This window comes from Paenibacillus sp. CFBP13512 (assembly GCF_005233705.1).
Taxonomy (GTDB): domain Bacteria; phylum Bacillota; class Bacilli; order Paenibacillales; family Paenibacillaceae; genus Saccharibacillus; species Saccharibacillus nuruki.
Genome location: NZ_QGAD01000009.1, coordinates 148,001 through 169,641, shown reverse-complemented (window position 1 = coordinate 169,641; position 21,641 = coordinate 148,001). Strand labels below are relative to the sequence as shown.

General features: G+C 40.9%; 22 protein-coding genes and 1 riboswitch. Of the genes, 15 read left to right on the top strand and 7 right to left on the bottom strand.

The window, feature by feature from the left end:
* Positions 1-51 precede the first annotated feature (51 nt).
* Both PaeCFBP13512_RS14720 and PaeCFBP13512_RS14715 read left to right on the top strand, forming a co-directional pair.
* Complete coding sequence (locus PaeCFBP13512_RS14720) at positions 52-984, top strand: helix-turn-helix transcriptional regulator (protein WP_137224041.1); 933 nt, start codon at positions 52-54, stop codon at positions 982-984.
* Positions 985-1,068: 84 nt separating this feature from the next.
* Positions 1,069-1,614: a DinB family protein gene (locus tag PaeCFBP13512_RS14715; protein WP_137224039.1), complete on the top strand. Its 546-nt coding sequence runs from the start codon at positions 1,069-1,071 to the stop codon at positions 1,612-1,614.
* 43 nt (positions 1,615-1,657) lie between these two features.
* Here PaeCFBP13512_RS14715 and PaeCFBP13512_RS14710 read toward each other — a convergent pair whose 3' ends face one another.
* Together PaeCFBP13512_RS14710 and PaeCFBP13512_RS14705 are read right to left on the bottom strand one after the other, a co-directional pair.
* Positions 1,658-2,623 carry a serine hydrolase domain-containing protein gene (locus tag PaeCFBP13512_RS14710; RefSeq protein WP_137224037.1) on the bottom strand — a complete coding sequence of 322 codons (966 nt, stop codon included), beginning with the start codon at positions 2,621-2,623 and terminating at the stop codon, positions 1,658-1,660.
* 166 nt (positions 2,624-2,789) lie between these two features.
* Positions 2,790-3,920 carry a glycoside hydrolase family 88/105 protein gene (locus tag PaeCFBP13512_RS14705; RefSeq protein WP_241669389.1) on the bottom strand — a complete coding sequence of 377 codons (1,131 nt, stop codon included), beginning with the start codon at positions 3,918-3,920 and terminating at the stop codon, positions 2,790-2,792.
* Positions 3,921-4,302: 382 nt separating this feature from the next.
* Here PaeCFBP13512_RS14705 and mmuM point away from each other — a divergent pair, with 382 nt between their 5' ends.
* The 3 genes from mmuM to PaeCFBP13512_RS14690 all read left to right on the top strand — a co-directional run bounded on the left by mmuM (position 4,303) and on the right by PaeCFBP13512_RS14690 (position 7,873).
* Complete coding sequence (mmuM, locus tag PaeCFBP13512_RS14700) at positions 4,303-5,295, top strand: homocysteine S-methyltransferase (protein WP_137224033.1); 993 nt, start codon at positions 4,303-4,305, stop codon at positions 5,293-5,295.
* A 93-nt stretch (positions 5,296-5,388) separates the two neighbouring features.
* The gene (locus tag PaeCFBP13512_RS14695) at positions 5,389-6,804 is read left to right on the top strand and encodes an amino acid permease (RefSeq protein WP_137224123.1); all 1,416 of its coding nucleotides are present in this window, start codon (positions 5,389-5,391) and stop codon (positions 6,802-6,804) included.
* A 67-nt stretch (positions 6,805-6,871) separates the two neighbouring features.
* Positions 6,872-7,873, top strand: coding sequence for an asparaginase (locus tag PaeCFBP13512_RS14690; protein ID WP_137224031.1), 1,002 nt, complete (start codon positions 6,872-6,874; stop codon positions 7,871-7,873).
* Between the two features lie 94 nt (positions 7,874-7,967).
* Here PaeCFBP13512_RS14690 and PaeCFBP13512_RS14685 read toward each other — a convergent pair whose 3' ends face one another.
* The gene (locus PaeCFBP13512_RS14685; RefSeq protein ID WP_069326554.1) at positions 7,968-8,318 is read right to left on the bottom strand and encodes a KGG domain-containing protein; all 351 of its coding nucleotides are present in this window, start codon (positions 8,316-8,318) and stop codon (positions 7,968-7,970) included.
* Between the two features lie 251 nt (positions 8,319-8,569).
* On the bottom strand, positions 8,570-10,375 hold the full coding sequence (locus tag PaeCFBP13512_RS14680; protein ID WP_137224029.1) for an ABC transporter substrate-binding protein: 1,806 nt from the start codon (positions 10,373-10,375) through the stop codon (positions 8,570-8,572).
* A gap of 644 nt (positions 10,376-11,019) precedes the next feature.
* Here PaeCFBP13512_RS14680 and PaeCFBP13512_RS14675 point away from each other — a divergent pair.
* A complete protein-coding gene (locus PaeCFBP13512_RS14675) occupies positions 11,020-12,600 on the top strand; it encodes a DUF4153 domain-containing protein (protein WP_137224027.1) in 1,581 nt (526 codons plus the stop codon).
* A 36-nt stretch (positions 12,601-12,636) separates the two neighbouring features.
* Positions 12,637-12,930 carry a hypothetical protein gene (locus PaeCFBP13512_RS14670; protein WP_069326557.1) on the top strand — a complete coding sequence of 98 codons (294 nt, stop codon included), beginning with the start codon at positions 12,637-12,639 and terminating at the stop codon, positions 12,928-12,930.
* A gap of 132 nt (positions 12,931-13,062) precedes the next feature.
* Here PaeCFBP13512_RS14670 and PaeCFBP13512_RS14665 read toward each other — a convergent pair whose 3' ends face one another.
* Positions 13,063-13,752 carry an SDR family oxidoreductase gene (locus PaeCFBP13512_RS14665; protein ID WP_137224025.1) on the bottom strand — a complete coding sequence of 230 codons (690 nt, stop codon included), beginning with the start codon at positions 13,750-13,752 and terminating at the stop codon, positions 13,063-13,065.
* Between the two features lie 228 nt (positions 13,753-13,980).
* On the opposite strand from PaeCFBP13512_RS14665, the gene PaeCFBP13512_RS14660 reads away from it, so the two are divergent.
* Positions 13,981-14,829: a GNAT family N-acetyltransferase gene (locus PaeCFBP13512_RS14660; RefSeq protein ID WP_161594279.1), complete on the top strand. Its 849-nt coding sequence runs from the start codon at positions 13,981-13,983 to the stop codon at positions 14,827-14,829.
* Positions 14,830-14,928: 99 nt separating this feature from the next.
* Here PaeCFBP13512_RS14660 and PaeCFBP13512_RS14655 read toward each other — a convergent pair whose 3' ends face one another.
* Both PaeCFBP13512_RS14655 and PaeCFBP13512_RS14650 read right to left on the bottom strand, forming a co-directional pair.
* A complete protein-coding gene (locus tag PaeCFBP13512_RS14655) occupies positions 14,929-15,588 on the bottom strand; it encodes a universal stress protein (protein WP_441343332.1) in 660 nt (219 codons plus the stop codon).
* Positions 15,589-15,629: 41 nt separating this feature from the next.
* Positions 15,630-16,088: a hypothetical protein gene (locus tag PaeCFBP13512_RS14650; protein ID WP_137224019.1), complete on the bottom strand. Its 459-nt coding sequence runs from the start codon at positions 16,086-16,088 to the stop codon at positions 15,630-15,632.
* A 393-nt stretch (positions 16,089-16,481) separates the two neighbouring features.
* Positions 16,482-16,675, top strand: a riboswitch (cyclic di-AMP (ydaO/yuaA leader).
* Between the two features lie 120 nt (positions 16,676-16,795).
* Between PaeCFBP13512_RS14650 and PaeCFBP13512_RS14645 the strand changes: the two genes are divergently transcribed.
* The 7 genes from PaeCFBP13512_RS14645 (at position 16,796) to PaeCFBP13512_RS14615 (ending at position 21,469) form a co-directional block, all read left to right on the top strand.
* On the top strand, positions 16,796-17,191 hold the full coding sequence (locus tag PaeCFBP13512_RS14645) for a hypothetical protein (RefSeq protein ID WP_069326562.1): 396 nt from the start codon (positions 16,796-16,798) through the stop codon (positions 17,189-17,191).
* A gap of 94 nt (positions 17,192-17,285) precedes the next feature.
* Positions 17,286-18,002 (top strand): oxidoreductase, encoded by a 717-nt coding sequence (locus tag PaeCFBP13512_RS14640; protein ID WP_241669388.1) that lies wholly within the window; start codon positions 17,286-17,288, stop codon positions 18,000-18,002.
* 50 nt (positions 18,003-18,052) lie between these two features.
* Positions 18,053-18,376, top strand: coding sequence for a hypothetical protein (locus tag PaeCFBP13512_RS14635; protein WP_161594278.1), 324 nt, complete (start codon positions 18,053-18,055; stop codon positions 18,374-18,376).
* Positions 18,376-18,903 carry a hypothetical protein gene (locus tag PaeCFBP13512_RS14630; RefSeq protein ID WP_137224015.1) on the top strand — a complete coding sequence of 176 codons (528 nt, stop codon included), beginning with the start codon at positions 18,376-18,378 and terminating at the stop codon, positions 18,901-18,903. Before PaeCFBP13512_RS14635 ends, PaeCFBP13512_RS14630 begins: the two co-directional genes overlap by 1 nt.
* Complete coding sequence (locus PaeCFBP13512_RS14625) at positions 18,903-19,460, top strand: GNAT family N-acetyltransferase (protein ID WP_137224013.1); 558 nt, start codon at positions 18,903-18,905, stop codon at positions 19,458-19,460. The genes PaeCFBP13512_RS14630 and PaeCFBP13512_RS14625 overlap by 1 nt, the downstream gene beginning before the upstream one ends.
* Before the next feature lie 110 nt (positions 19,461-19,570).
* Positions 19,571-20,938 (top strand): sodium-dependent transporter, encoded by a 1,368-nt coding sequence (locus tag PaeCFBP13512_RS14620; protein WP_069326566.1) that lies wholly within the window; start codon positions 19,571-19,573, stop codon positions 20,936-20,938.
* 30 nt (positions 20,939-20,968) lie between these two features.
* Positions 20,969-21,469: a DinB family protein gene (locus tag PaeCFBP13512_RS14615; RefSeq protein WP_137224011.1), complete on the top strand. Its 501-nt coding sequence runs from the start codon at positions 20,969-20,971 to the stop codon at positions 21,467-21,469.
* Positions 21,470-21,641: the final 172 nt, after the last annotated feature.

The following is a 21,641-nucleotide window of genomic DNA, read 5'->3' as shown; positions in this document are numbered from 1 at the left end:
TACAGTATAGTATCTGTAGCCATTATATTGTGAGCGGATGAGGTGAAGCAGATGAATAAAACAGAACGCATGTTAGCGATTGTATTGGAGCTTCAGCGTAGATCATGGATACGTGCGGAAGATTTGGCAGCTACTTTTGAAATGAGTGTCCGAACGATCTATCGGGATATGCAAGCACTGAGTGAAGCGGGTGTGCCGTTGCTGGGATCTCCGGGACAAGGATACTCGTTAAGCGAAGGGTACTTTTTGCCACCGATTCACTTTACCGCAGAAGAAGCAGTTACATTATTGCTAGGTACCGATTTTGTAGAACAGCAATTCGGACAACATTATCGTCATAATGCAGAGTCTGCTCGTCGTAAGATCGAATCGATTTTGCCAGAAAGAGTACGGGAACAATCAGACCCGATTCGTGAAGGAATTCGGTTATTAGGGCAACGTCAAACTTTATATACCGTCGATGATCGGCAATATGTAGAACCGATAGGACAAGCGATCGTACAAAAGCGTAAGTTGCAGTTCGGATATAGCAAACCACATCAGCAGTCTATTACAAGAACCGTCTGTCCTTATGGATTAGCGTTAAATATGAATCATTGGGTATTGGTAGCTTACTGTGAATTAAGGCAGGATATTCGCCATTTTCGGCTATCTCGTCTATCGAATTTGGTTGAATTAGATGAACATTTTGTGATGCCTGAAGATTTCAAATTGGCAGAATATCGACCACCAGATCATCGTCATATGGTCATACGTCTACAATTTGAATCTCATATGACAGAACGTATTCAGGAAGTCGGTCACTTTTATATGGAAACGATCGAACCGCAAGAGCAATATACTATAGTGACGATGCGTGTACGCCACTTTGAAGATGTGCTTTATTGGATATTAAGCTGGGGAGATTCGGTGACAGTGTTAGAACCTGAATCGCTGCGCCAACATATGATTGAAAAAATAAATAATATGCTAAAACGCTACTGACAATATGGTGTCAGTAGTATTTTTGTATAGTAGATACAAATGAGTCGCTTAGATCAATCGCTAAGCGCACAAGGAGGATATTAGATGAACACCCAAACCATATTGCAACAATTTGAACAAGAGGTAGAGCGGTATATTCAAGCGTTGGAACCGTACAGTATCGAACAACTAACCTTACAACCCGATCCACAGCAGTGGTCACTCGGGCAAATGTATAATCATTTGATACAATCTGCACAACGTATGCATCTGGCGAATATTGATACGTGTATCAAGCGTCAGCAAGCAGGAGAAGCCATCACAGAGACAACGTACAAAACACATGCAGGCGAACATATTATAGCAATGGGAAGCTTTCCACCGATTCGTGTTCAAGTGCCTGCTTCGCCTATGTACACACCTACACAACCGCATACCAAAGCTGAATTGCTAGAAGGATTAGAGCAAGTGCGATTACGCATAAGAGCAATAGAACCTTTGTTAGCGACAACCGATCCGCAGTATACAGTAGCTCATCCAAGATTCGGGCAATTAAATGCTACAGAATGGTTTGCGATTATTGAGATGCATTATCGTCATCACTGGCTTCAGAAAGATCGGTTAGATGAATTTCTAGGGATGACCGTATAAGCAAACAATCTTCATAGATGAATAGCAAAACAACACGACAGCATCAATTCACAGTCGTGTTGTTTACATTTTCCAGCAAAGGCACAACAAAGTCACGGAATACATCAAGTGGTGTGCGTTTTCGCTTAAAGCGGTCTGCGGAGACGGTGACGACTAATTCATAAGAAGGAACAACGACAATATATTGTCCACCGAATCCTAAAGCATAATAATAGGGAATATCGACTTTAGGCTGACTGTCCAATGTAAAAGAAGAGTGCCACCAATGCCAACCATAATGCGCTTTTTGCGGGCTATCTACAGCGATAAGCGGACTTGTAGCATGTCTTACAGTGGATGATTGAATCAAGGGCTGCCCGTTCACTTTGCCCTCATGCAAATACAATAGCCCAAATTGTAGCATAGCCGATGGAGGCAATTGCAATCCAAATCCACCTGTGTGTACACCTTGAGGATCAGTCTCCCAGACATATTGAGTAATACCCAGTGGTGTAAACAGATGCTGTTCAGCAAACGAAGCAACCGATTGACCGGAAGTCTGTGTCAGAATAGTCGCCAACAGTTGAGAACAACCGGAATTGTATTCCATCACAGTACCCGGCTCATGCACAAGTGGTTGAGAAAGCACAAAGTCGATCCAGTTGGACGTTTTGCTCATCGTGGGAAAAGAATGCTGTCCTCCAAATTCCGTCCAGTTGAACCCAGCAGACATCGTCAGTAACTGCTCAATCGTGATCTGAGCTTTACGTGGATCAGGGTCTGTATGCAGCTGTGGGAAAAAGGCAGAAATCGCTGTATCTGGAGCAGGCATAATCCCTTGGTCGATAGCGATACTGACCAAGCTAGAAAGAATACTTTTGGTACACGAATTGATTTTGAGTGGAATCTCTTTCTTGTCAGGTTCACGGTAGTAATCTAAAATCTGTACGCCATGTTGGACGATCAGACAACTATATAATTCACGCTCAACCAGTTGATTGACGAGCGGTGCAGTATCGATAAATGGCATAGAAAAGGACCCTCCTTTGAGATCATTGTTCTTCTCATCATAAAACAAAAATAAGCGTTGTGAAGCGATAACAGAATCGTTACGGCTTCACAACGCTTATTCTATCGTACTATTTGTTTATGAATAATCGAGTATACTTTATTAATTTTATCTGCTTAAAGTCTATTTATTGAGCAGTTTTATTCAACAGCTCCGCTTCAGCCATTGCCAGAATAAAAGCACCGATTCCTTTCGGATCATTACAGATAATCGGTTCGCTAATATAGTAAGCATACGTACCGTCACGCTTATCTTTGCCACCTAGACCAGCCACCTGACAGGTTTTGTTGAGGTTAATCAGACCTTCTTCTGTAATCGTGATAAATTCCTCGATAATCCCTTTGCGAATCTGCTCGGCTTTGACTTGATAGCGCTCGGGTAGATATCCTTTACGCAGACCTTTAGCAACGGCGTACAGAATCATACACGAAGCTGAAGCTTCTAGATAATTGCCTTTGGCATCAGGTAGATTCAGCACTTGATAAAAGACACCACTTGCCTGATCCTGCACCTTCATCAGTGCTTCCATCGTTTCGCTCAGCATCTGGATAATCGTTGCCCGATCTTCCTGATCTTCTGGCAAAATATCCAGTACATCCACCAGTGCCATCACAAACCAGCCCATCGAACGTCCCCAGAAGTTTTTGGATAGACCGGTTGTAGGATCACACCACGGTTGTTCCTTTTTCTCATCCCATGCGTGATAAAGCAGTCCTGTCTGCGCATCACGGGTATGCTGATAACATAATTTGAATTGTTGCGTAACATCGCTATAGTCTTTGATATCTGCAAATTCACGAATATACTCCGCGTAAAAAGGAGCACCCATATACAGTCCATCTAACCAGATCTGGTAAGGATAAATTTGCTTATGCCAGAAAGCCCCTTCACTGGTACGAGGATGCTTCATTAACTGTTGACGTAGCAAATCAGCAGCTTGGCGATATCGCTCTTCTCCTGTTTCACGATAAAGAGGAAATAATAACTTTCCATTATTCACATGATCGATATTGTATTCATCTACACGATAACTGCGAATACCGCCTGATTCTTCAATAAAGAAATCCATATTAGTACGAATATAATCTAAGTATTTGCGATCTTGAGTCAATGCATAGACTAATTCCATGCCTTTGAAAATAACACCATTATCATATTCCCATTTATGCTTCAATTCAGGATTACGCTTTATTACGGAATCACTCATTTGTGCCGCCCAATTCTGGATCGTATCTACATCATATACTGTGCTTGTCATTCCATCATTCACCTCGATCATCAATTTGTGTTCTATACGGTTTCCATATCCATCTACAAAGAGTATTCTCCGACAAAATGTTAACGTGAACAAAAATGATCTACAACCTTTTGATTCTTAAGGAAAAATATAATTGCTTTGATCTGCTTCATATAAAGAACGATAAACATGTAGCTAACATTATTTTACATCATTTATGAAAAGGCTTACAACATTTTTTTACAGCAGATCTTTTTGAATTGGTATATGATATGTCTTTCAAATAGAAAACGAGCCTGATGCAAGGTGTATTTTGCGAATAAAGATGAAGGTTTACAAAGAGGATATAATCATCTAAAATACGTTCAGACTCATTCACATTACCGCATAAAAGGAGTAAAACATGAACCCTATACAATATATTTTGCAACACTTTCCGTTTATGGTGCTGGATGGAGCGATGGCAACCGAATTAGAACGCAGAGGTGCTGACCTCAATAATAGTCTGTGGTCGGCTCAATTATTACTAGAAAATCCGGAATGGATTGCTGATGTACATCGTGAATATTTTGAGGTAGGTGCTGACTGTGCGATCACAGCTAGCTATCAAGCTACGATTGAAGGTTTTGTCCAAAAAGGATTAACAGAACAAGAAGCGATTCATCTTATTCAACAATCGGTTCAGCTTGCGGTAGAAGCACGTGATCAATTCTGGGCACATTATGTACAGAAATATCGTACCGAGCAACCGATCGAAGGTTCAGCAGATACGTTACAACCGACTGATGAATATGATCGTCCTAAGCCAATAGTTGCCGCTTCGGTAGGGCCTTATGGTGCTTTTCTAGCCGATGGTTCTGAATATCGAGGAGATTATGATCTGAATGAACAGCAATTGATCGATTTTCATCGTCCACGTATTCAGTTATTGATCGAAGCCGGTGCAGACATTCTAGCTTGCGAAACGATTCCGTGTCTGGTCGAAGCCCGTGCGATTGTCAAAGTATTGGAAGAGTTCCCGGGTTCGTATGCATGGATAAGCTTTAGTGCTAAAGACGGACAGCATATTAGTAGTGGCGAATCTATAGCTGACTGTGCGAAATGGTTACATGCTCATGAGCAAGTAGCAGCGATAGGAGTCAATTGTACAGCATTAGAATATATTCCTTCATTGATTGAGCAGATTGCGACAAGCACAGATAAGCCGATTGTGGTCTATCCGAATTCAGGTGAGCAGTATGATCCTGTAACCAAAACATGGCATGGTGCTTCTTGTGAGCAGAATTATGGACAACAAGCACAACAATGGTATGCCAAAGGCGCACGTCTAATCGGTGGTTGTTGTCGTACTACGCCGAATGATATTGCTCAAATTAAAGAAAGTATGTTGTATTAATCTATACTTATCTGTCAAAGGTTTGATATTTGGTCGCTATACCATGTCTCAAGTGATCTCTATATAGATAAGGTGATGAAAGGTCGGGGTACGATGGCATTAGAGCAAGAGCGAGTGGAAGAAACAGGTACAGAAGAAGGTACATTTCAGCGCAAAATGAAAAGTCGCCACCTTGTGATGCTGTCATTAGGTGGAGTAATCGGAACAGGGTTATTTCTAAGTTCGGGTTATACGATTAACCAGGCAGGACCGCTAGGAACGATTCTTGCTTATCTAGTCGGCGCTGTCATCGTATATCTAGTGATGCTTTGTCTAGGAGAACTATCGGTACATATGCCTGTCACAGGAGCTTTTCATGCGTATGCCGCCAAGTTTATCGGACCGGGTACAGGTTATATGGTCGCATGGATGTACTGGTTAACATGGACAGTCGCACTGGGGTCTGAATTTACAGCAGCAGGGTTATTGATGCAACGCTGGTTCCCGGATACCTCGGTATGGATGTGGAGTGGTGTATTTGCACTGCTTGTGTTTTTATTAAATGCCTTTTCGGTACGCTTTTTTGCAGAAGCCGAATTCTGGTTTTCAGGCATCAAAGTAGCGATTATTTTACTGTTTATTATACTGGGCGGAGCCGCTGTTTTTGGAGTGATTCCGATGCGAGAAGCAGGCGCAAGTGCACCGCTATTCAGCAATTTCACCAGTGATGGAGGTCTTTTCCCGAATGGCATTTTGCCGATCTTTATGGCGATGTTATCCGTTAACTTTGCTTTTTCCGGTACTGAACTGATCGGGATAGCCGCAGGGGAAAGTGTAGACCCTGACAAAACAATTCCGCGTGCGATTAAAGCTACGGTAGGAAGATTGATTATCTTTTTTGTAGGAACGATTTTTGTATTATCAGCATTGATCCCGTGGAGAGATGCAGGAGTCATTGAGAGCCCGTTTGTAGTTGTATTTGATCGAATAGGGATTCCTTATGCGGCAGACATTATGAATTTTGTCATTATTACAGCGCTACTGTCTGCGGCTAATTCAGGATTATATGCTTCTTCACGGATGTTATGGTCATTATCCAAAGAAAAAATGTTACCTTCATTATTCTCACGTCTCACTTCATCAGGGATTCCACTGAATGCGATGATTATTAGTATGGTGGGCGGTGGATTATCACTGTTATCGAGCGTTGTCGCACCAGATACAATCTATATTTTCTTGGTCTCGGTATCCGGATTTGCTGTCGTGGTGGTCTGGATGGGGATCGCTGCTTCTCAATTTATGTTCCGGAGGCAATTTATACGTGAAGGGCATCAGTTAAGTGAACTGAAGTACCGGACACCGCTGTATCCAATTGTGCCGATTGCTGCTTTTGTACTGTGTCTAGCTTCGTGTATCGGGATTGCATTTGACCCGAATCAAAGTCTTGCTTTTTATTGCGGAATTGCCTTTATGGTTCTGTGTTATGTAGCGTATTATATCCAGAATAGAAGAGGAAAAAAGGCAGTTTGAGTGATATACTGAAAACAGAAAGCAAGGCTAATGGAGCGGTACAAGAACAGCGAAGGGACTTACAATAATGAAAAATATTTTGTTTATTAATACAGGCGGTACTATCTCTTCTTCAGGCGAACAAGGTGGGGGACTTACACCCACTCAATCCGCAGAACATATCGTTGCCGCTGTACCTGAACTGAAAGATATTTGTACAATTGAAGCGATGACACTCATGAGCGTCGATAGTACCAATATTCAACCTGAAGAATGGGTGACTATCGCGCAGACGGTACATGAACATTTGCCTCATTATGATGGGATTGTGATTGCGCATGGTACCGATACGATGGCATATACAGCAAGTGCACTTAGCTTTATGTTAGGGGCACTGGATAAGCCTGTAGTCATTACAGGGTCTCAGGTGTCTGTACTGGCAGAGCATAGTGATTCACGGATCAATATCAAAGATGCGTTCCGTACAGCAGCTACCGCATTATCTGGCGTGTTTGTCGTGTTCAATGGCAAAATTATTAACGGCGCTCGTGCTTCCAAAGTCAGAACCAAAAGTTACAATGCATTTGAAAGTATTAACCATCCGTATATCGGCTATCTGGAAGAAGATACGATTGTATATAATGAGATTCCTGAGAGTATTCGTCCAACCGGGCATGTGTACAATGATCATTATTCACCGAATGTATTTCTAATCAAATTAATTCCGGGGATGCAACCAGATATTTTCGATGCGGTCAAAGCATTAGGTTATAAAGGTATTATTGTCGAAGGATTCGGAATGGGCGGTGTGCCGTTCAAAGAAATCAATCTGATCGACAAGATCGAAGAATTGGTCAAAAGTGGAATAAGTATCGTAGTTACCACTCAATGTCTATATGAAGGTGGCGACCTGACGATCTATGAAGTCGGGCAGAAAGTGCTCGAAAAAGGCGTTATTCCTTGCTACGATATGACGACAGAAGCACTGACCACCAAAATGATGTGGGTACTGGGTCAGACCAACACTCCAGCTGAAGTAGAGCGCATGATGGCGACCAATTATGTAGATGAAATTACAATTCCTCAATAATATCAATATGTATAAAAAATACCTGCTTCCTTCTATTAAAGGAAACAGGTATTTTCTATTCTATAATCTTCTCACTTTACATCTGTAACGCAAATCAGTCATCGTTACGTTGTTTCGCGCGCGCTTCTCCGCCTTTACGGCCTGCTTCTTCACGGCTCATTTTGCCATCGTTACCGTCGGAATCACTACGAGCTTCTCCACCCTTTTGCCCGATCTCTTGATAGAACTCTTTATCATGAGAATCTGAAGTAGCTTCTCCGCCTTTTTTACCGATTTCTTCATAGAACTCTTTGCCATGCGATTCCGAGGTGGCTTCTCCACCCTTTTGCCCAATCTCTTGATAAAATTCTTTGTCATGATTGTTAGAAGTGGCTTCTCCACCTTTGCGACCTGCTTCTTCACGACTCATGTTGTTGTTGTCGTTGTTGCTCTTGTTGTTTGCCATTTTCTAATTCACTCCTCTGAAATTTTTTAAGATATATGGTGCTACGATATTATATTAACCAGCTTATTTAATGTTAAACATTGCATTTTATTCTTTTTATTGGTAAATAAATAAATGGATATCATCAGCTTACTTGGTGACTATATACGACTAGAAATGCGGTGATATCAAGCTTTTATACATTATTATTAACCGTTTTTTTTGCACTGGTTTCAGTTTTTCTTCAAAAAAATAAAAAAATAATTCTTAAATTATATTTTCGGTGGAAACCAGATGTGACGAAGGTCAACCCAACCCTGACTATTGAATGTAACACCACGAACAGAAGGTAAATAGGTCGTCTGAAAAGGCTTTTCGTATAAAATATGCAATTGATATTCAGAAATTAATCGATCTTCAATGTGCTGAAAATATTGAGTACGTATTAACGGATCCGGTTGACGCTGAATCTGTTCTAACAGTGTCTCAATATCAATAACCGTATGATGTTCTACATGACCTGCTAACGTGCGATATAGATCGAATAGTCGCAATTGTTCATCTTGATCCCGTGTCAGTGAGAAGACAATTAGATCAGATTCCATCCGCACACTGCCTTTAAATTGCTCAACAGGTGTAGACACGACAGTACATTGGTATCCTGCTTGCTGTAACGTATTTGCGATCCAGCGTGCATCTTTGCGATATTGTGGAATTGTCAAAATACGTAATGATGTAGTGGATATCTGCGCTATCGTTTCAGGATTCAGTTCCGGTAGAAGGGCGGTAGGATTAGCACTACTTTGCAGAGTCCAAAGATCATCAGACAAGGTAGAAGAACTATCGTTAGCGATTGGATGAGTGAGAGCTTCAGACTCTGTTTCACGTGCTAATTGTAGACACTGGCTAATATGAGCACGAATATGCGGATCACGAAGCAGTCCTTCTTTGCGCGTATTATACGTAACAAATTTGCGTACCGTGACCGGTGAATGCATCTGACTCCATGCACCTTGTTCTGAGGACGATCTGGATGTATGCTGATGCATCATATGAAAAGGAGATTGGCGATCCGGCTGTTCTAGTTGATCGGGTGCGACATTCCAAGGAATATGAATAATTTCTACCTGATCCAGATGCGCTCGACCTTGGAAATGAGGCTTAAACACTTCCAGTACGCAGTTATCTTTACTCATTTCGATCATACGAAAAGGCCCTGTACCGCTTGGCTTTACACCAAATAATTCTTCTCCTCGTCGATTCAATCCGTTAGGCACGATAGCCGCTCGACTGGTGCATAAAAAAGGCAAAAACAATTCGCTTGGTTGCTTCAAAATGATCTGTACCGTATTGTTGTTGAGCGCTCGCACCGATTCTATTTGTTTGGCGATAAAGCGATATAACATCGGTTGCGAAGTCTGTCTTAATCGCTGAAAAGTATAGACCACATCATCGGCTGTCATCATTTGCCCATGATGGAACATGACTTCTTTGCGGAGAAAAAACGTCCATTCTGTCCGTAATTCGTTGACTTCCCAATCATGTGCCAGATGCGGAATAATCTGCTGTGTATGCGAAGCTTGCCGTACCAATCCATCAAAGATATGGCTAGAGACAAAAGACTCTGCCAGCAAATTCATATATAACGGATCAACGGTATGAATCTGTTGACGAATTGGCAAGCGCAACGTATCCACCTGACGATTACGTTGCATTTCTGAATGAGGGCCGAAATATCCAAACAACCAATCCTGCACTTTATTTTCCAATGTTGAAGATTGGGCATATTGACGGATCTCGGTTAAGGTCTGCTGAATATCTTTGCGCTGAATGGTCTGCATCATAGACTCAATCGCAATTTCTTCGGGTTGAATTAAAAAGGTAAGTGTCGATCGTCGTCCGCGTCCACGTTGTGAATTCCACTTGATCCAACCTTGCTCTGCCATCCGTGTGATCAAATTTAGAGCATTACGATGTGTACATTCAAAGGTTGTGGCTAGCTCATCTAATGTGATCTGTACTTCGATATGTTGACCATACTGCGAATGTAACAACAAAAACTGATGATGTAATTTCATAGGGATAACACTCCTTGGGTTACATGCTGAAAGTACGCTCCGTGAAAGGAATCGTCCTGCCGATCGCTGTTGTAGCCGGATTTTTTGAACAACCGCTCCAGCGGTCAAAATCCGTTTACAAAGGCGAGCGCTTCGCTTCTTACGTACGATTTCTTTCCCTCCGCTCCGAGCATGGAGACACTCTAATAATTGTACATTGGGGTGGGCAGGGGGGAACTTTTAAAAGCAATAGGGAGAATAATTACATTAAGAATAGTAAGCACATTATGAAGGAATAGGTACTTTTAGAGATTTAGGATTAGCATTTTATTTTTAGGATTTAAGTGTTTCTGAATATATATGGATGTACGAATGGGCGATTTATTTAGTCATTAATTTATAAGTAGAACGATATTGAAATAAAATAGGAAATTTTATAGAATTATTCTTCTCTTTATCTTCGTATTTTATCATCTACAATAAATATAACAACAGAGCTAACTCGTCTTAGAAAAAGGGCTAGAGGAATAGATGGATGATAGGAGCAACAAAAAACACATAACGAAACATTACAGAACATCATAGAACATAACGGGGTTGCTAGTAAGCTAACAAATGACAAACTGTGGAGCGCAAGGCTATTGCTCCAAAAAAGGAGATTTAACATGTATGAGAAATTGATTGTGGCGAAGCATCGGACTTGGATAGCATTACTTAGTGCTTTGGGGCTTGCTACAGTGCATCAGTATTTATTTTATGGACATCAGCTAGGGATTTCGTATCCAGTCTTTATTATTTTGTTTTACTTGTATATGTATACTTATGCAGGCAATAAGTTACGGCAAGGGACATGGTTTAGCCGTTTTTCGATGACGGTGATTATTTTGCTGTCTTTGACGTATGGATTATTTACGAATCCGGTCTTTATGGTGCTGAACGCATTGATGATACCCGGTCTGATCTTTCTTCATCTGGCGTATATGCTTAGTCATCGTCGATTAACATGGTATCAACCGATGCTGATTGTTGATGCACTGGATCATCTAATTCCGCAATCGGTAAGACATTGGGTCACCCCTTTTCGAATACTCAAAAATGTCGCTATAAGCAAAATGGAAAATGAAAAAAAGAAAATTATTACCAAGATCCTAATCGGTCTGGTGATCGCATTACCGTTACTTTTGATTATTATCAGTCTGCTAACATCCGCTGATCGCATTTTTGGTGATCTATTATCAACATTACCGAACTGGATCGATAGCTTGTCTTTTGGTGAAGGAAGTTTCCGTTTACTCTGGATTGTTATTGGTGGGTTTATCTTTTTCGGATATTTATGGGGGTTTGTTCAACCTTATCTGTATCCACCTGTAGCGAATTACAGACCACATCCTTTACCTGCTTCAGCCGCCACTCCAACAGGGGCAGTTCTATCGACACCGACCGTATACGGACCTCAACCGCTGTCTGCGTATCCTTCGGTTCAGCGTAAGCCTGTACGTATTGATCCTATAATTATGGCAACAATATTGATCTTGATTAATATCGTGTATGTGCTGTTTGTAGTGATCCAATTCTCGTATTTATTTGGTGCAGGACAAGGGCAGATTCCTGATGGAAGTTCGTATGCAGAATATGCTCGTAGTGGATTTGTCGAATTGGTGATGGTCACTTCGCTCAACTTTATAATTATGGTATGTGTACTGCTCTATATGGCAGAAAGTCATCGCATTTTGCGTCATATCAATAATAGTATGTTGTACATTTTGGTTATTTGCTCTGGAGTGATGTTATATTCAGCCTTTACTCGTCTTATTGTATATGAACAAGCGTATGGCTATACGTATATACGGTTTCTTGTTCATGCGTTTATGATCTTTCTCGGGGTACTGTTGTTGGTGGCTGGTCTGCGTATTTATTGGAAAAAGCTACCGCTTGCTAAATGCTATATCGTGCTTGCGCTTACTGCTTATGTCGTAGTCAATTATGTAGGCATGGATCGAATCATCGCTGTTCAGAATCTAGATCGGTATGAGCAGACAGGGCAGATTGATTTCGAATATCTAAATGGACTATCCAGTGATGCGATTCCTGTATTGTTACAGCGAGGAGCTACATTATTACCTGAGACGTATCAGACATTCCGTCAGGATAAAGCTTATTTATTTGAAAAAGAACAATCATGGCAATCCATTAATTGGGCAGACTATCGGGCGATACGTGCACTTCGTAACGATGTACATTCATAAATTTAATATAGAACAGAACAAAAGGAGCCGAATAACATGGTGACTCAAGCATTGATCGAATGGAATATAGATCCGACGTCGTTGCCACAGCAGAAATGGTTAACTGATCAACAACTTAATCTCGATCTATCGCATACAAAAGTCGATCTTACAGAAGAAGGATGGACAATTCAGATACGTATTACCGAATCGCTACCTGATTCATGGGATACTTATGCAGAAGTCCAGTTTCTTACTGATCCTGATGATCCGTTAGAAGAAGGGTTTACCTTTTTATTATGGGCAGGTTCATATGTTGCTGATGTGACGATTGTCGGTATAACACATTAATAGATCACGTCCAAAAAGCTCTCCAGAGAATAAGGAGAGCTTTTTGCTATGTCTGGTTCTAATGTTATATCAAAATATATATCTATAGTATAAGTCTAATTTTGGGCTTAAGGAGCACATAGTAGAACTGATTTAACTTTGCTGTTGAGTGGGAGCTAGTGCAATCTCACGAATATTAATACTTTGTGGCTGGCTAAATGCAAAATAGATCGTATCTGCAATCGTTTGAGGCATTAAGTTAAGTTTGGCTTTTTCGCCTGTGGTCTGATCGTTCCATTCAGTCTCAATCAATCCTGGAGAGATCGTTACAACACGTACATTGTGCGGAGCTACTTCTTCACGTACATTTTCACTAATTGAATGAACAGCAAATTTAGTCCCACCATAAGCGACATGATCTGCAAATGTTTTTTTACCTGCTATTGAGCTGATATTGATAATCGTACCTGACTTTTGTTCGATCATAGACGGTAGTACTGCCTGCATACCGTTAAGAAGTCCAATCACATTCGTATTGTACATTTCTTGCCATTCAGCAGGATCTTGAGTCGTAATATCTCCAAGCAACATCCGACCTGCATTATTCACTATTCCTTTGACAGGCCCAAAATGTTCTTCAGCTTCAGCAATCGCTTGATCGAGTGCCGGACGATCTGTAATATCAATAATCGCTTTCATCACCTGACGACCAGCAAAAGCTTTTAAACGGTCTTCTCGGCGAGAAAGTAACAACACATTATGTCCTTTAGCAATAAAAAGTTGAGCTGTGGCTTCTCCTATACTTGACGATGCACCTGTAATGACAACGAATCCTGTTTTCATAATTCAATAAACTCCTTTATTGATATGAGATAGTGGAAGGGAATACGTCAACATTATCATGTCTATGTAGGAAGCACAGTGAGAAAGCTTATACTTTGAAAAGAATATTTTAAAATAAATAATAATATCTTTTTAAGGTTTAAAAAGGGGATTTCAAGTCTTTCTCATCCGGTTTGTATGGTATAGTGTGCTTAAGTCATGAAGCAACATTGGCAGGAGGATTTGAAAATGTGGCAAGTATTTGATCCAGATGATGAGGTATTGAAGCAAGAGTTTTTTCTGGCAGATGAGGTTCCTTACAATCTGATTCATCATATTATCGATTCACCTGAGGCTATGCTGCTCAAAACAGAAGATCATCGGGCGATATTTGCTCAGTCACCCGGTCATAATGCATGGTTATGGATTTCTCCTATACCTGCAATACAAGCCAGACGTCTATTAATACAGGAATTAGTTCATCATTTATATCGCAATCAGCATCCTGTTCTCTGCGGAATTACTGGCGATCCAGCGGTTGCTGAATTATTCGCAGCATCGTATCAAGATGTGAATAAGATCTATAGTCGTTTTCATGCCAGTATTGAGTCACATAGTTGTACCAAAGTCAGATCGCTTAGTCATATTGCTGGTGAAATGATCAAGCCTGCTTTTGAGCATATAGATGTGATTGCACAATATATGTGCGAATTTGCAGATGAAGAATTCGGTGTTGAGATTGCAGCCAAAGATTATGCACATGCAGCGGCTCGTGCAGTAGGAAGTGGAAATACATACTTGTGGATAGTCGATGGGCAACCTGTGGCTACTGCAAGTATTGCGCATCGTTCTCCTCGTTATGCACGAATTAATGGTGTCTATACGCCACCTCATCATAGAGATCAAGGTTATGCCGAAGCGATTATTGCAGCGATATGCGGTGTACTGCATGAAGAGGGAAGACGAGCGATGTTATATACAGATCAGACGCAAGTTTCTTCGAATCAGACCTATGGTAATGTTGGCTTTGCGATCAAAGGAAAAGTGATTGATATTCGCTTTCGCGATGTGTTAGATCCTCCTTTAATCTCAAAATAAACATGCTTTTCTTATAGCAATAGTGTCAAATAACCTGCAACCCCTTCTTTTTAGAGGGCTACAGGTTATTTTCGGTAGGCATTATCCTGTTGGACTAGATCACAGCGATTGTGGTTCTAGCACAAGTTCATCCATTAATTTGCCTTTAAATACTTTCAGATACTGATATTCTCCGTTAATACATAGCTTCAATAATCCATTATCAAAGTCAGTATGCATGTCTTTGAAAAAGATACCTTCGATCACGATCGGTCGACCATATGTCTCATAGGCGATTTCATAGCCGCGTGTGGTCTGAACGACTTCTACATCTACACCTTCTTCATGCGTTTCTTCTAACTGCGCTTGCATCCGCTGTACGGCTACAATATGTAGATCAATCGCTCCCAACTTTTCCAATAGATCATTCACGATAGAACCTTTCATGATTTCTTGCCAGCGTGTCTGAGCAGATTGTCCAATAATCAATTGCGTCACATCATGCTTTTGAGCAGTTGAAGCAATAATATCAGCAGCTTCTTGTCCATGACTTTCTAAAAGGACAAATGTACCTCCTGCTTCTTCGGTCAATTTGCGCCATGCCTCTACATATTTCTCTTCTTGCTGATCCATCTCATCGATCGGGTGATCAATCACACTGAGTACACAGAGTGGAGACTGAATCAATTGAGATAAATGAATACCACGCCTGATCAATCGTTCTCCATTAGGCCCATAATACACACACACCATAATTTTTTCAGAGTTCAAGAAAGGCACACTCCTTTATTTCGTAGTTATGATCCATTAACCAGAATTGTTCAAAAGGAATAATAAGCGATGGTGTAATCTAACAAAAAAGCATGATTAATAAGCGCATCTGACGATGTCCACACATCAGGTGAATCTTGTAGTCGAATCCGCAGTTCAGTCAATGCTTCTAAAGCAACCTGACTACGTACACTTCCCCAATTCTGTTGCTGCTGATCGATATGAGAGAGTGCTTGATCTAGAGGGCATTTTTTGAGTGATGTAAATACTCGACTCCATTTCACCAGATCCAGATGCTGAACTTGATCTGTAAATGAATATTCCGCCCAGCCTGTAACTCCATGACTTGCGATTTTTAATAGCCCACAGTGTAGATAGCCATCCATTTCAGGTAAGGCTAGACGGCGATTATCATACTGAAATACTTCAATAGAATGAATAACATGGACAGATGTGTTGCTAGTGGATACCGCATGAGTAACAGGTGAAATGGCCGATAACAGACTCATCAAAAATCTACACTCCTTTAATATGATGTTTCTTTGCCTAATCCAATAACGATCCGTGTATCTGTCTATAACGGTATACTTGATGTCAGATATTGTTAGCAATCATAGTCCGCTCAGAGAAAGAAGTAAAATCAGACCTGAGTATTAAAAAGATCATATATCTGTGAAAACCACCATGTAATCGGATTCATTCTATTCATTCATACGGTAATGTCTTGTATACTCATCAATGCGCCAGTTTATCCATTTATCCTGTAAAATAAAGTAAAACAGCGCTAGATGAAGGAAATAGAACATTAGAACCCTACAATCGACTGGATTGCTCTATATCCGAATATAGCGAGCTTCAGTACTGCTTTACAAACGAAAAGAGCGGGCGTATGATTTCTTTCAAGTTCATTACAGCTTAATGGCTGAAAAGGGTATCAATAGACCTTTCAATCAGCGGGGGAACCATAAGAATAGACACTATGCTAGTGAGCTATTCAGGGGTGAATCAGAGCAGTTGGTGAAGACCGATAACTCTGTAGGGAGACTCTTACTTCCGAATCCGTCAGCTAACCTCGTAAGCTGCAATAAGAGAGACGACAATAATCAACTACGCCATGATAAGATGCCGCAGGCACTTGTCTTAGAAGCTGATGAAGAGGTCCTCTTCTAACGGCTTTTTTTTGTTGTCTACAATGGGTGGAGGAGCGCGAACAAGGATGGAATATGAGCAGGAATTTGTACTGGTATCACCGGCTACTGTAGCAGGGGAGCAATTTATGCAATTGTTAAAAGTGAAAAAGATTCCATTTGCAGTGATCGTGAACAGTCAAGCCGATCAACTTCGATATCAGAAAATGGGGATTGAACATGTGCTAGTGATCGACACACAGCGACAAGAGTTATGGCGGATTCCAGAGTTGAAGATTGGCAAAATTTATTTATTTGAACGCAGTCTACCGCTCTGTTGTCGTTATATCCAGATCTGCCGAACATGGTCATCACAGCAACTCTATGTTATTACAGAAGGCAACCAATCCCGATTGATTTATCGTGGACTGGGCGCCGATTACATTATTCATACGAATGGGAGCAGTGCTTCCTTTTTGTTATAAAAAAGTGCTGTAGATCGATCGCTCATTTTATTTTGCAATTTGCTGATGATATCTTGATAATGAAGAAGATAGGGAATCAAGGCGATGCGCAGAAATGGAGATGATCGTGATCGGTAAAACAGCATTAGTCGCAGGAGCCACAGGTCTAGTAGGCAAAAAGTTGCTGCGCCAGTTATTAGAAAGTACAGAATACACTCAAGTGATTGCTCTTGTCCGCCAACCTGTGCAACAACTGCAACATATGAAGTTGCAACAGGTTGTGGTGGATTACAATAAATTGCAAGATTATCGAGCGGATATGAAAGCAGATGATGTATTCTGTTGTCTGGGAACAACGATTAAGCAAGCAGGAACACAGAAGCAGATGATCGAAATTGATGTTATTTATCCATTTGCGGTAGCGCAGATTGCGTATGAGCAAGGAGCCAAACAGTTTATCGTTATCAGTTCTATGGGGGCCGATCCGAAGTCCAGTATCTTTTATACACGGATCAAAGGAGAACTGGAACAGCGATTACAACAGATTGGATATACCTCGTTGTCGTTGATTCGTCCATCTTTATTGCTTGGTAAGCGTAAAGATAGCCGTGCAGGCGAGCAATTTGGTACTGTCATCTCTCAGGCATTATCTTTCCTTATGGTGGGCCCTCTTCGTAAATATCGGGGAATAGAAGCAAGTGCAGTCGCTCTAGCGATGTATCGAATTGCACAGACCGCCAAACCCGGATCGCATGTGTATCTTTCAGATCGTTTGCAGCGGATTGCCGATGAATCACAGCCTACGACTGCTTCTACTAAAAAACGGAGTTGACGTCATCATTCGTACGTATTAGTTCAATTATAGAAATGGAGAATTATAATATGCCTCAATTAGAACCTAAGCAAGCAGCTTCAACGATCGAAAAATGGATTTCTTTTTACGATATGGATAATGCCAAAGCATGGGATAAAGACGATTATCCATTTATCCAATCTTCCTGCAAAGTGATGCATAGTGCAATTCAAGCGTTACGTGGTAAAGCTCCATCACAACCGAATGAGCGCCGTAAAATAGCGACTGGATTAGAAGAATGGTTAGATGACTCTTTTATGGATGATCCAAATGAATGGGAAAAAGAAAATAAAGCGTTTGTACAAGAAGCGTTAGAAGCGATTCAGTTTACGATTCAGTTTCTACAAAAATAATGAATAATGAGCAGACATACTCTATACCAGATGGGTATATCCCTTTATCCAGCAGTGAGATTGGCGAATTTTATATCGCTTTTGAACCTCAGTCGCATAGCTTTAATATCTATGTGCGTGCAGTAGAACCTTCTGCATCTCCAGCTATAGATCAGCCTGTATCTATGGTATTGATCGGCTATTTGAAAGTGACGTATTCGCAAGCATCCAAGCCTACCGAATCAGACGATGATTCTCATGAAATCATACAAGGGCTTGATGCTGTCTATATTAGTGATTTTCAGATTTATTTTAATTATCAAGATTTGAAATTAGCAGTTCCTGTTATTACGGTATTGCGAGATACGTTAGCGACTCAAGGCTACCGTTTACTTTCTGCTCATCTATTCAAAAGCGAACGTTCCTATGCTAAATTACGTCACACCTATATCGACCGCTGTGGAGCCACTATACGGCGGGAATATAGCGATTATTTGATCATCGAATGGCGACTCAATCCAGAAGAGCATTCTGAAAGGGGAACGTAATGAGCGATAATCATACAGACCTTATCCAGATCACTCTTTGCCGTGAAGAAGAAGCGCATATCATTTGCAATATGTATCCTTATTATCTGTATGATCTGTCAGAGATTTGGGAACGATTGCCGAATTCACAAGGTGTTTTTGACGAAGAAGAATATGCGACTCTTCATCAACAAAGCGATGTTTTTCTGATCTGGTGGCGACATCCAGGCGTTCTTTATCCGTGGATTATTCGTGTGAATGGCGTACCAGCCGGCTTTGCGTTAATAGCGACGGCTCCTTATTTACCAGATGGTTCTAAGGCGCAGTATTATTTAAATGAGTTTTTTGTGATGCGTCCATTTCGTGGACAAGGCGTTGCCCGGCAAGCCGCTAGTCACATTTTTGACCAATATAAAGGGGATTGGGAGCTACAGACCAATGCATCCTCACGAAATAGCCATGCTCAATCATTCTGGAATCATGTATTGTCACAATATACAGACAACCAGTACAGTCAGCAGGAAATCACCGACGAAGATCAGCAACAATTGCTGTCTTATTGCTTTAATAATCAATGAAAAAGTAGCCCTTTTTGACTTTTTTCAAATTGTTACTTTCTTTTCATGGACAAGATATAACGTTTTGTGTAACATAGGCATAATTCACTTTATTCATAAGGAGTATACCTATGGCACAAAAAGAAGGTTCAGGTTCATCAAGTACAGGCAGCGGCAAGATCGAACGCTTTTCAACAAGCGGGTTTATTTTAGCAGCAATTGGTAGTTCAGTAGGGTTAGGAAATATGTGGAAGTTCCCGTATATCACAGGTAAATACGGTGGAGCTGCCTTTTTCCTGATGTTTATCATTTGTCTGATTGTAGTAGGTCTACCGATTTTATTAGCAGAAATGGCTATTGGTCGAAGTGGACGGGGTAATGCTGCGGCTTCGCTTTTCAACATTACAGGGAAGAAGCATTGGAAATGGATTGGTACTGTTCCTGTCGTTACGTCATTTCTAATTATGTGTTATTACGGTGTTGTTGCAGGATGGACATTACATTATACCGTTTTATCTTTTAGCGGTAGTCTATCTGATGTGAATACTGATTTTACAGCAGCCTTTACGAATTTTGCAGGTGGATATGCACCGTTATTCTGGCAAGCGGTTGTGATGCTAATTACAGGTATTGTTATTGCTAAAGGGATATCGGGCGGAATTGAGAAGTACAACAAGATTCTGATTCCGGGATTTCTGGTGATTTTGCTCATCTTAATGTTCCGTTCATTGACGTTACCTGGCGCAGGAGCAGGGGTAGAATTTTTCTTAGCACCTGATTTTTCTAAATTAAGCCGAGCTTCGATCTTAACAGCATTAGGACATGCGTTCTTCTCTTTATCTCTAGGGATGGGTTGTATGTTAACGTATGGTTCTTATGTACGAAAAGAGCAGTCTTTAGGTAAAGCAGCGCTTGCGATCGGCGCAGGCGATTTATTCTATGCACTTTTAGCAGGATTGATTATTTTCCCAACCGTATTCTCTTATGGATTAAAACCAGATCAAGGTGTAGGGCTAGCATTTATGGCTTTACCTGCTGCTTTTGCACAAATGCCTTTAGGTGCTTTTTTTGGAGGTCTATTCTTCTTATTGCTCGCGATTGCGGCAATCACTTCGTGCTTCTCTATTCTCGAAGTACCTGTAGCTTATGCGATGGGACAATGGAATTGGTCTCGTAAAAAAGCAGCTATTCTCGTCTGTGTGTTTTCTTTTATACTAGGTGTACCTGCTGCATTATCTGTAGGCGGTGTGCTTAGCTTTATTTCACTAGATGGCAAAAGTATTTTTGATCTATTCGACTTTGTGACTTCATATATTTTGATGCCTGTGGGTGGATTTATTGTCACGATCTTTACAGGATATGCATGGAAACGTGCAGGAGAAGAAGCAGGAATATCTGGCTTCTGGTACGACACATGGATGTTTATTCTACGTTATGTGGCACCGATCTTAATTATCCTGATTTTCTTATATTCGGTAGGGATTATCCAACCAGAATAACCTGAATACAACAATCAAAGGAGCACTCTCATGACTATTTCTTCACAAGAAGCTTTTTCCAAAGCGTTAGTGCAATCTTTGATCGGAGAAAGAGGGCATTTGCCGATTGCACGTGCGTTATCAGATATCGATTTAGAACTATCAGGTCGATCTTTGGAGCATTCTCCATATACCATTTACCAGTTAATTAGTCATATGAATTACTGGCAAGACTTCATGTTAACTCATCTTAAAGGTGAAAAGCCTCAAATGCCTGCGAATGTTAGTGAAAGCTGGCCGACTGAAGTACAAGCAGTAGATGAAGCGACATGGCAAGATGTTTTGGATCGTTTTCTTCAAGGGATTGATTATGCGTGTGAATTAGCGCGTACAATGAATTTGGAACAACCATTAGTCTATTTCCCGGGCGAAACGGCTGCTGGATTGTTGCGTAATATTGCTTCTCATAATACGTATCATTTGGGTGAAATTGTATTGTTACGTCGCTTGTTTGGCGCATGGCCACCACCAGGTGGAGGATATCCAGCGTAAGATTTTATTTCTGATCATATTCATCATTTTATGTAAAATTTCGTTGGGTTACTTTTTGGGGTTAATTCAAGGTGGTGTTGTACAACTTGATTACGAATGAAAATATCTTTCTTACGCAACATGATAATATTTCCAGTGATTGGTGTAATAATACATGGGAAATACATTTGCA

Excerpts from the sequence above, each read along its gene's own strand:
- PaeCFBP13512_RS14675 (WP_137224027.1), top strand. The coding sequence starts at position 11,020 with ATGTATGAGAAATTGATTGTGGCGAAGCATCGGACTTGGATAGCATTA.
- PaeCFBP13512_RS14665 (WP_137224025.1), bottom strand. The coding sequence starts at position 13,752 with ATGAAAACAGGATTCGTTGTCATTACAGGTGCATCGTCAAGTATAGGA.
- PaeCFBP13512_RS14650 (WP_137224019.1), bottom strand. The coding sequence starts at position 16,088 with ATGAGTCTGTTATCGGCCATTTCACCTGTTACTCATGCGGTATCCACT.
- PaeCFBP13512_RS14645 (WP_069326562.1), top strand. The coding sequence starts at position 16,796 with ATGGAATATGAGCAGGAATTTGTACTGGTATCACCGGCTACTGTAGCA.
- PaeCFBP13512_RS14720 (WP_137224041.1), top strand. The coding sequence starts at position 52 with ATGAATAAAACAGAACGCATGTTAGCGATTGTATTGGAGCTTCAGCGT.
- PaeCFBP13512_RS14615 (WP_137224011.1), top strand. The coding sequence starts at position 20,969 with ATGACTATTTCTTCACAAGAAGCTTTTTCCAAAGCGTTAGTGCAATCT.
- PaeCFBP13512_RS14625 (WP_137224013.1), top strand. The coding sequence starts at position 18,903 with ATGAGCGATAATCATACAGACCTTATCCAGATCACTCTTTGCCGTGAA.
- PaeCFBP13512_RS14695 (WP_137224123.1), top strand. The coding sequence starts at position 5,389 with ATGGCATTAGAGCAAGAGCGAGTGGAAGAAACAGGTACAGAAGAAGGT.
- PaeCFBP13512_RS14670 (WP_069326557.1), top strand. The coding sequence starts at position 12,637 with ATGGTGACTCAAGCATTGATCGAATGGAATATAGATCCGACGTCGTTG.
- PaeCFBP13512_RS14620 (WP_069326566.1), top strand. The coding sequence starts at position 19,571 with ATGGCACAAAAAGAAGGTTCAGGTTCATCAAGTACAGGCAGCGGCAAG.
- PaeCFBP13512_RS14630 (WP_137224015.1), top strand. The coding sequence starts at position 18,376 with ATGAATAATGAGCAGACATACTCTATACCAGATGGGTATATCCCTTTA.
- PaeCFBP13512_RS14690 (WP_137224031.1), top strand. The coding sequence starts at position 6,872 with ATGAAAAATATTTTGTTTATTAATACAGGCGGTACTATCTCTTCTTCA.
- mmuM (WP_137224033.1), top strand. The coding sequence starts at position 4,303 with ATGAACCCTATACAATATATTTTGCAACACTTTCCGTTTATGGTGCTG.
- PaeCFBP13512_RS14715 (WP_137224039.1), top strand. The coding sequence starts at position 1,069 with ATGAACACCCAAACCATATTGCAACAATTTGAACAAGAGGTAGAGCGG.
- PaeCFBP13512_RS14640 (WP_241669388.1), top strand. The coding sequence starts at position 17,286 with ATGGAGATGATCGTGATCGGTAAAACAGCATTAGTCGCAGGAGCCACA.
- PaeCFBP13512_RS14635 (WP_161594278.1), top strand. The coding sequence starts at position 18,053 with ATGCCTCAATTAGAACCTAAGCAAGCAGCTTCAACGATCGAAAAATGG.
- PaeCFBP13512_RS14660 (WP_161594279.1), top strand. The coding sequence starts at position 13,981 with ATGTGGCAAGTATTTGATCCAGATGATGAGGTATTGAAGCAAGAGTTT.
- PaeCFBP13512_RS14710 (WP_137224037.1), bottom strand. The coding sequence starts at position 2,623 with ATGCCATTTATCGATACTGCACCGCTCGTCAATCAACTGGTTGAGCGT.
- PaeCFBP13512_RS14685 (WP_069326554.1), bottom strand. The coding sequence starts at position 8,318 with ATGGCAAACAACAAGAGCAACAACGACAACAACAACATGAGTCGTGAA.
- PaeCFBP13512_RS14680 (WP_137224029.1), bottom strand. The coding sequence starts at position 10,375 with ATGAAATTACATCATCAGTTTTTGTTGTTACATTCGCAGTATGGTCAA.
- PaeCFBP13512_RS14705 (WP_241669389.1), bottom strand. The coding sequence starts at position 3,920 with ATGACAAGCACAGTATATGATGTAGATACGATCCAGAATTGGGCGGCA.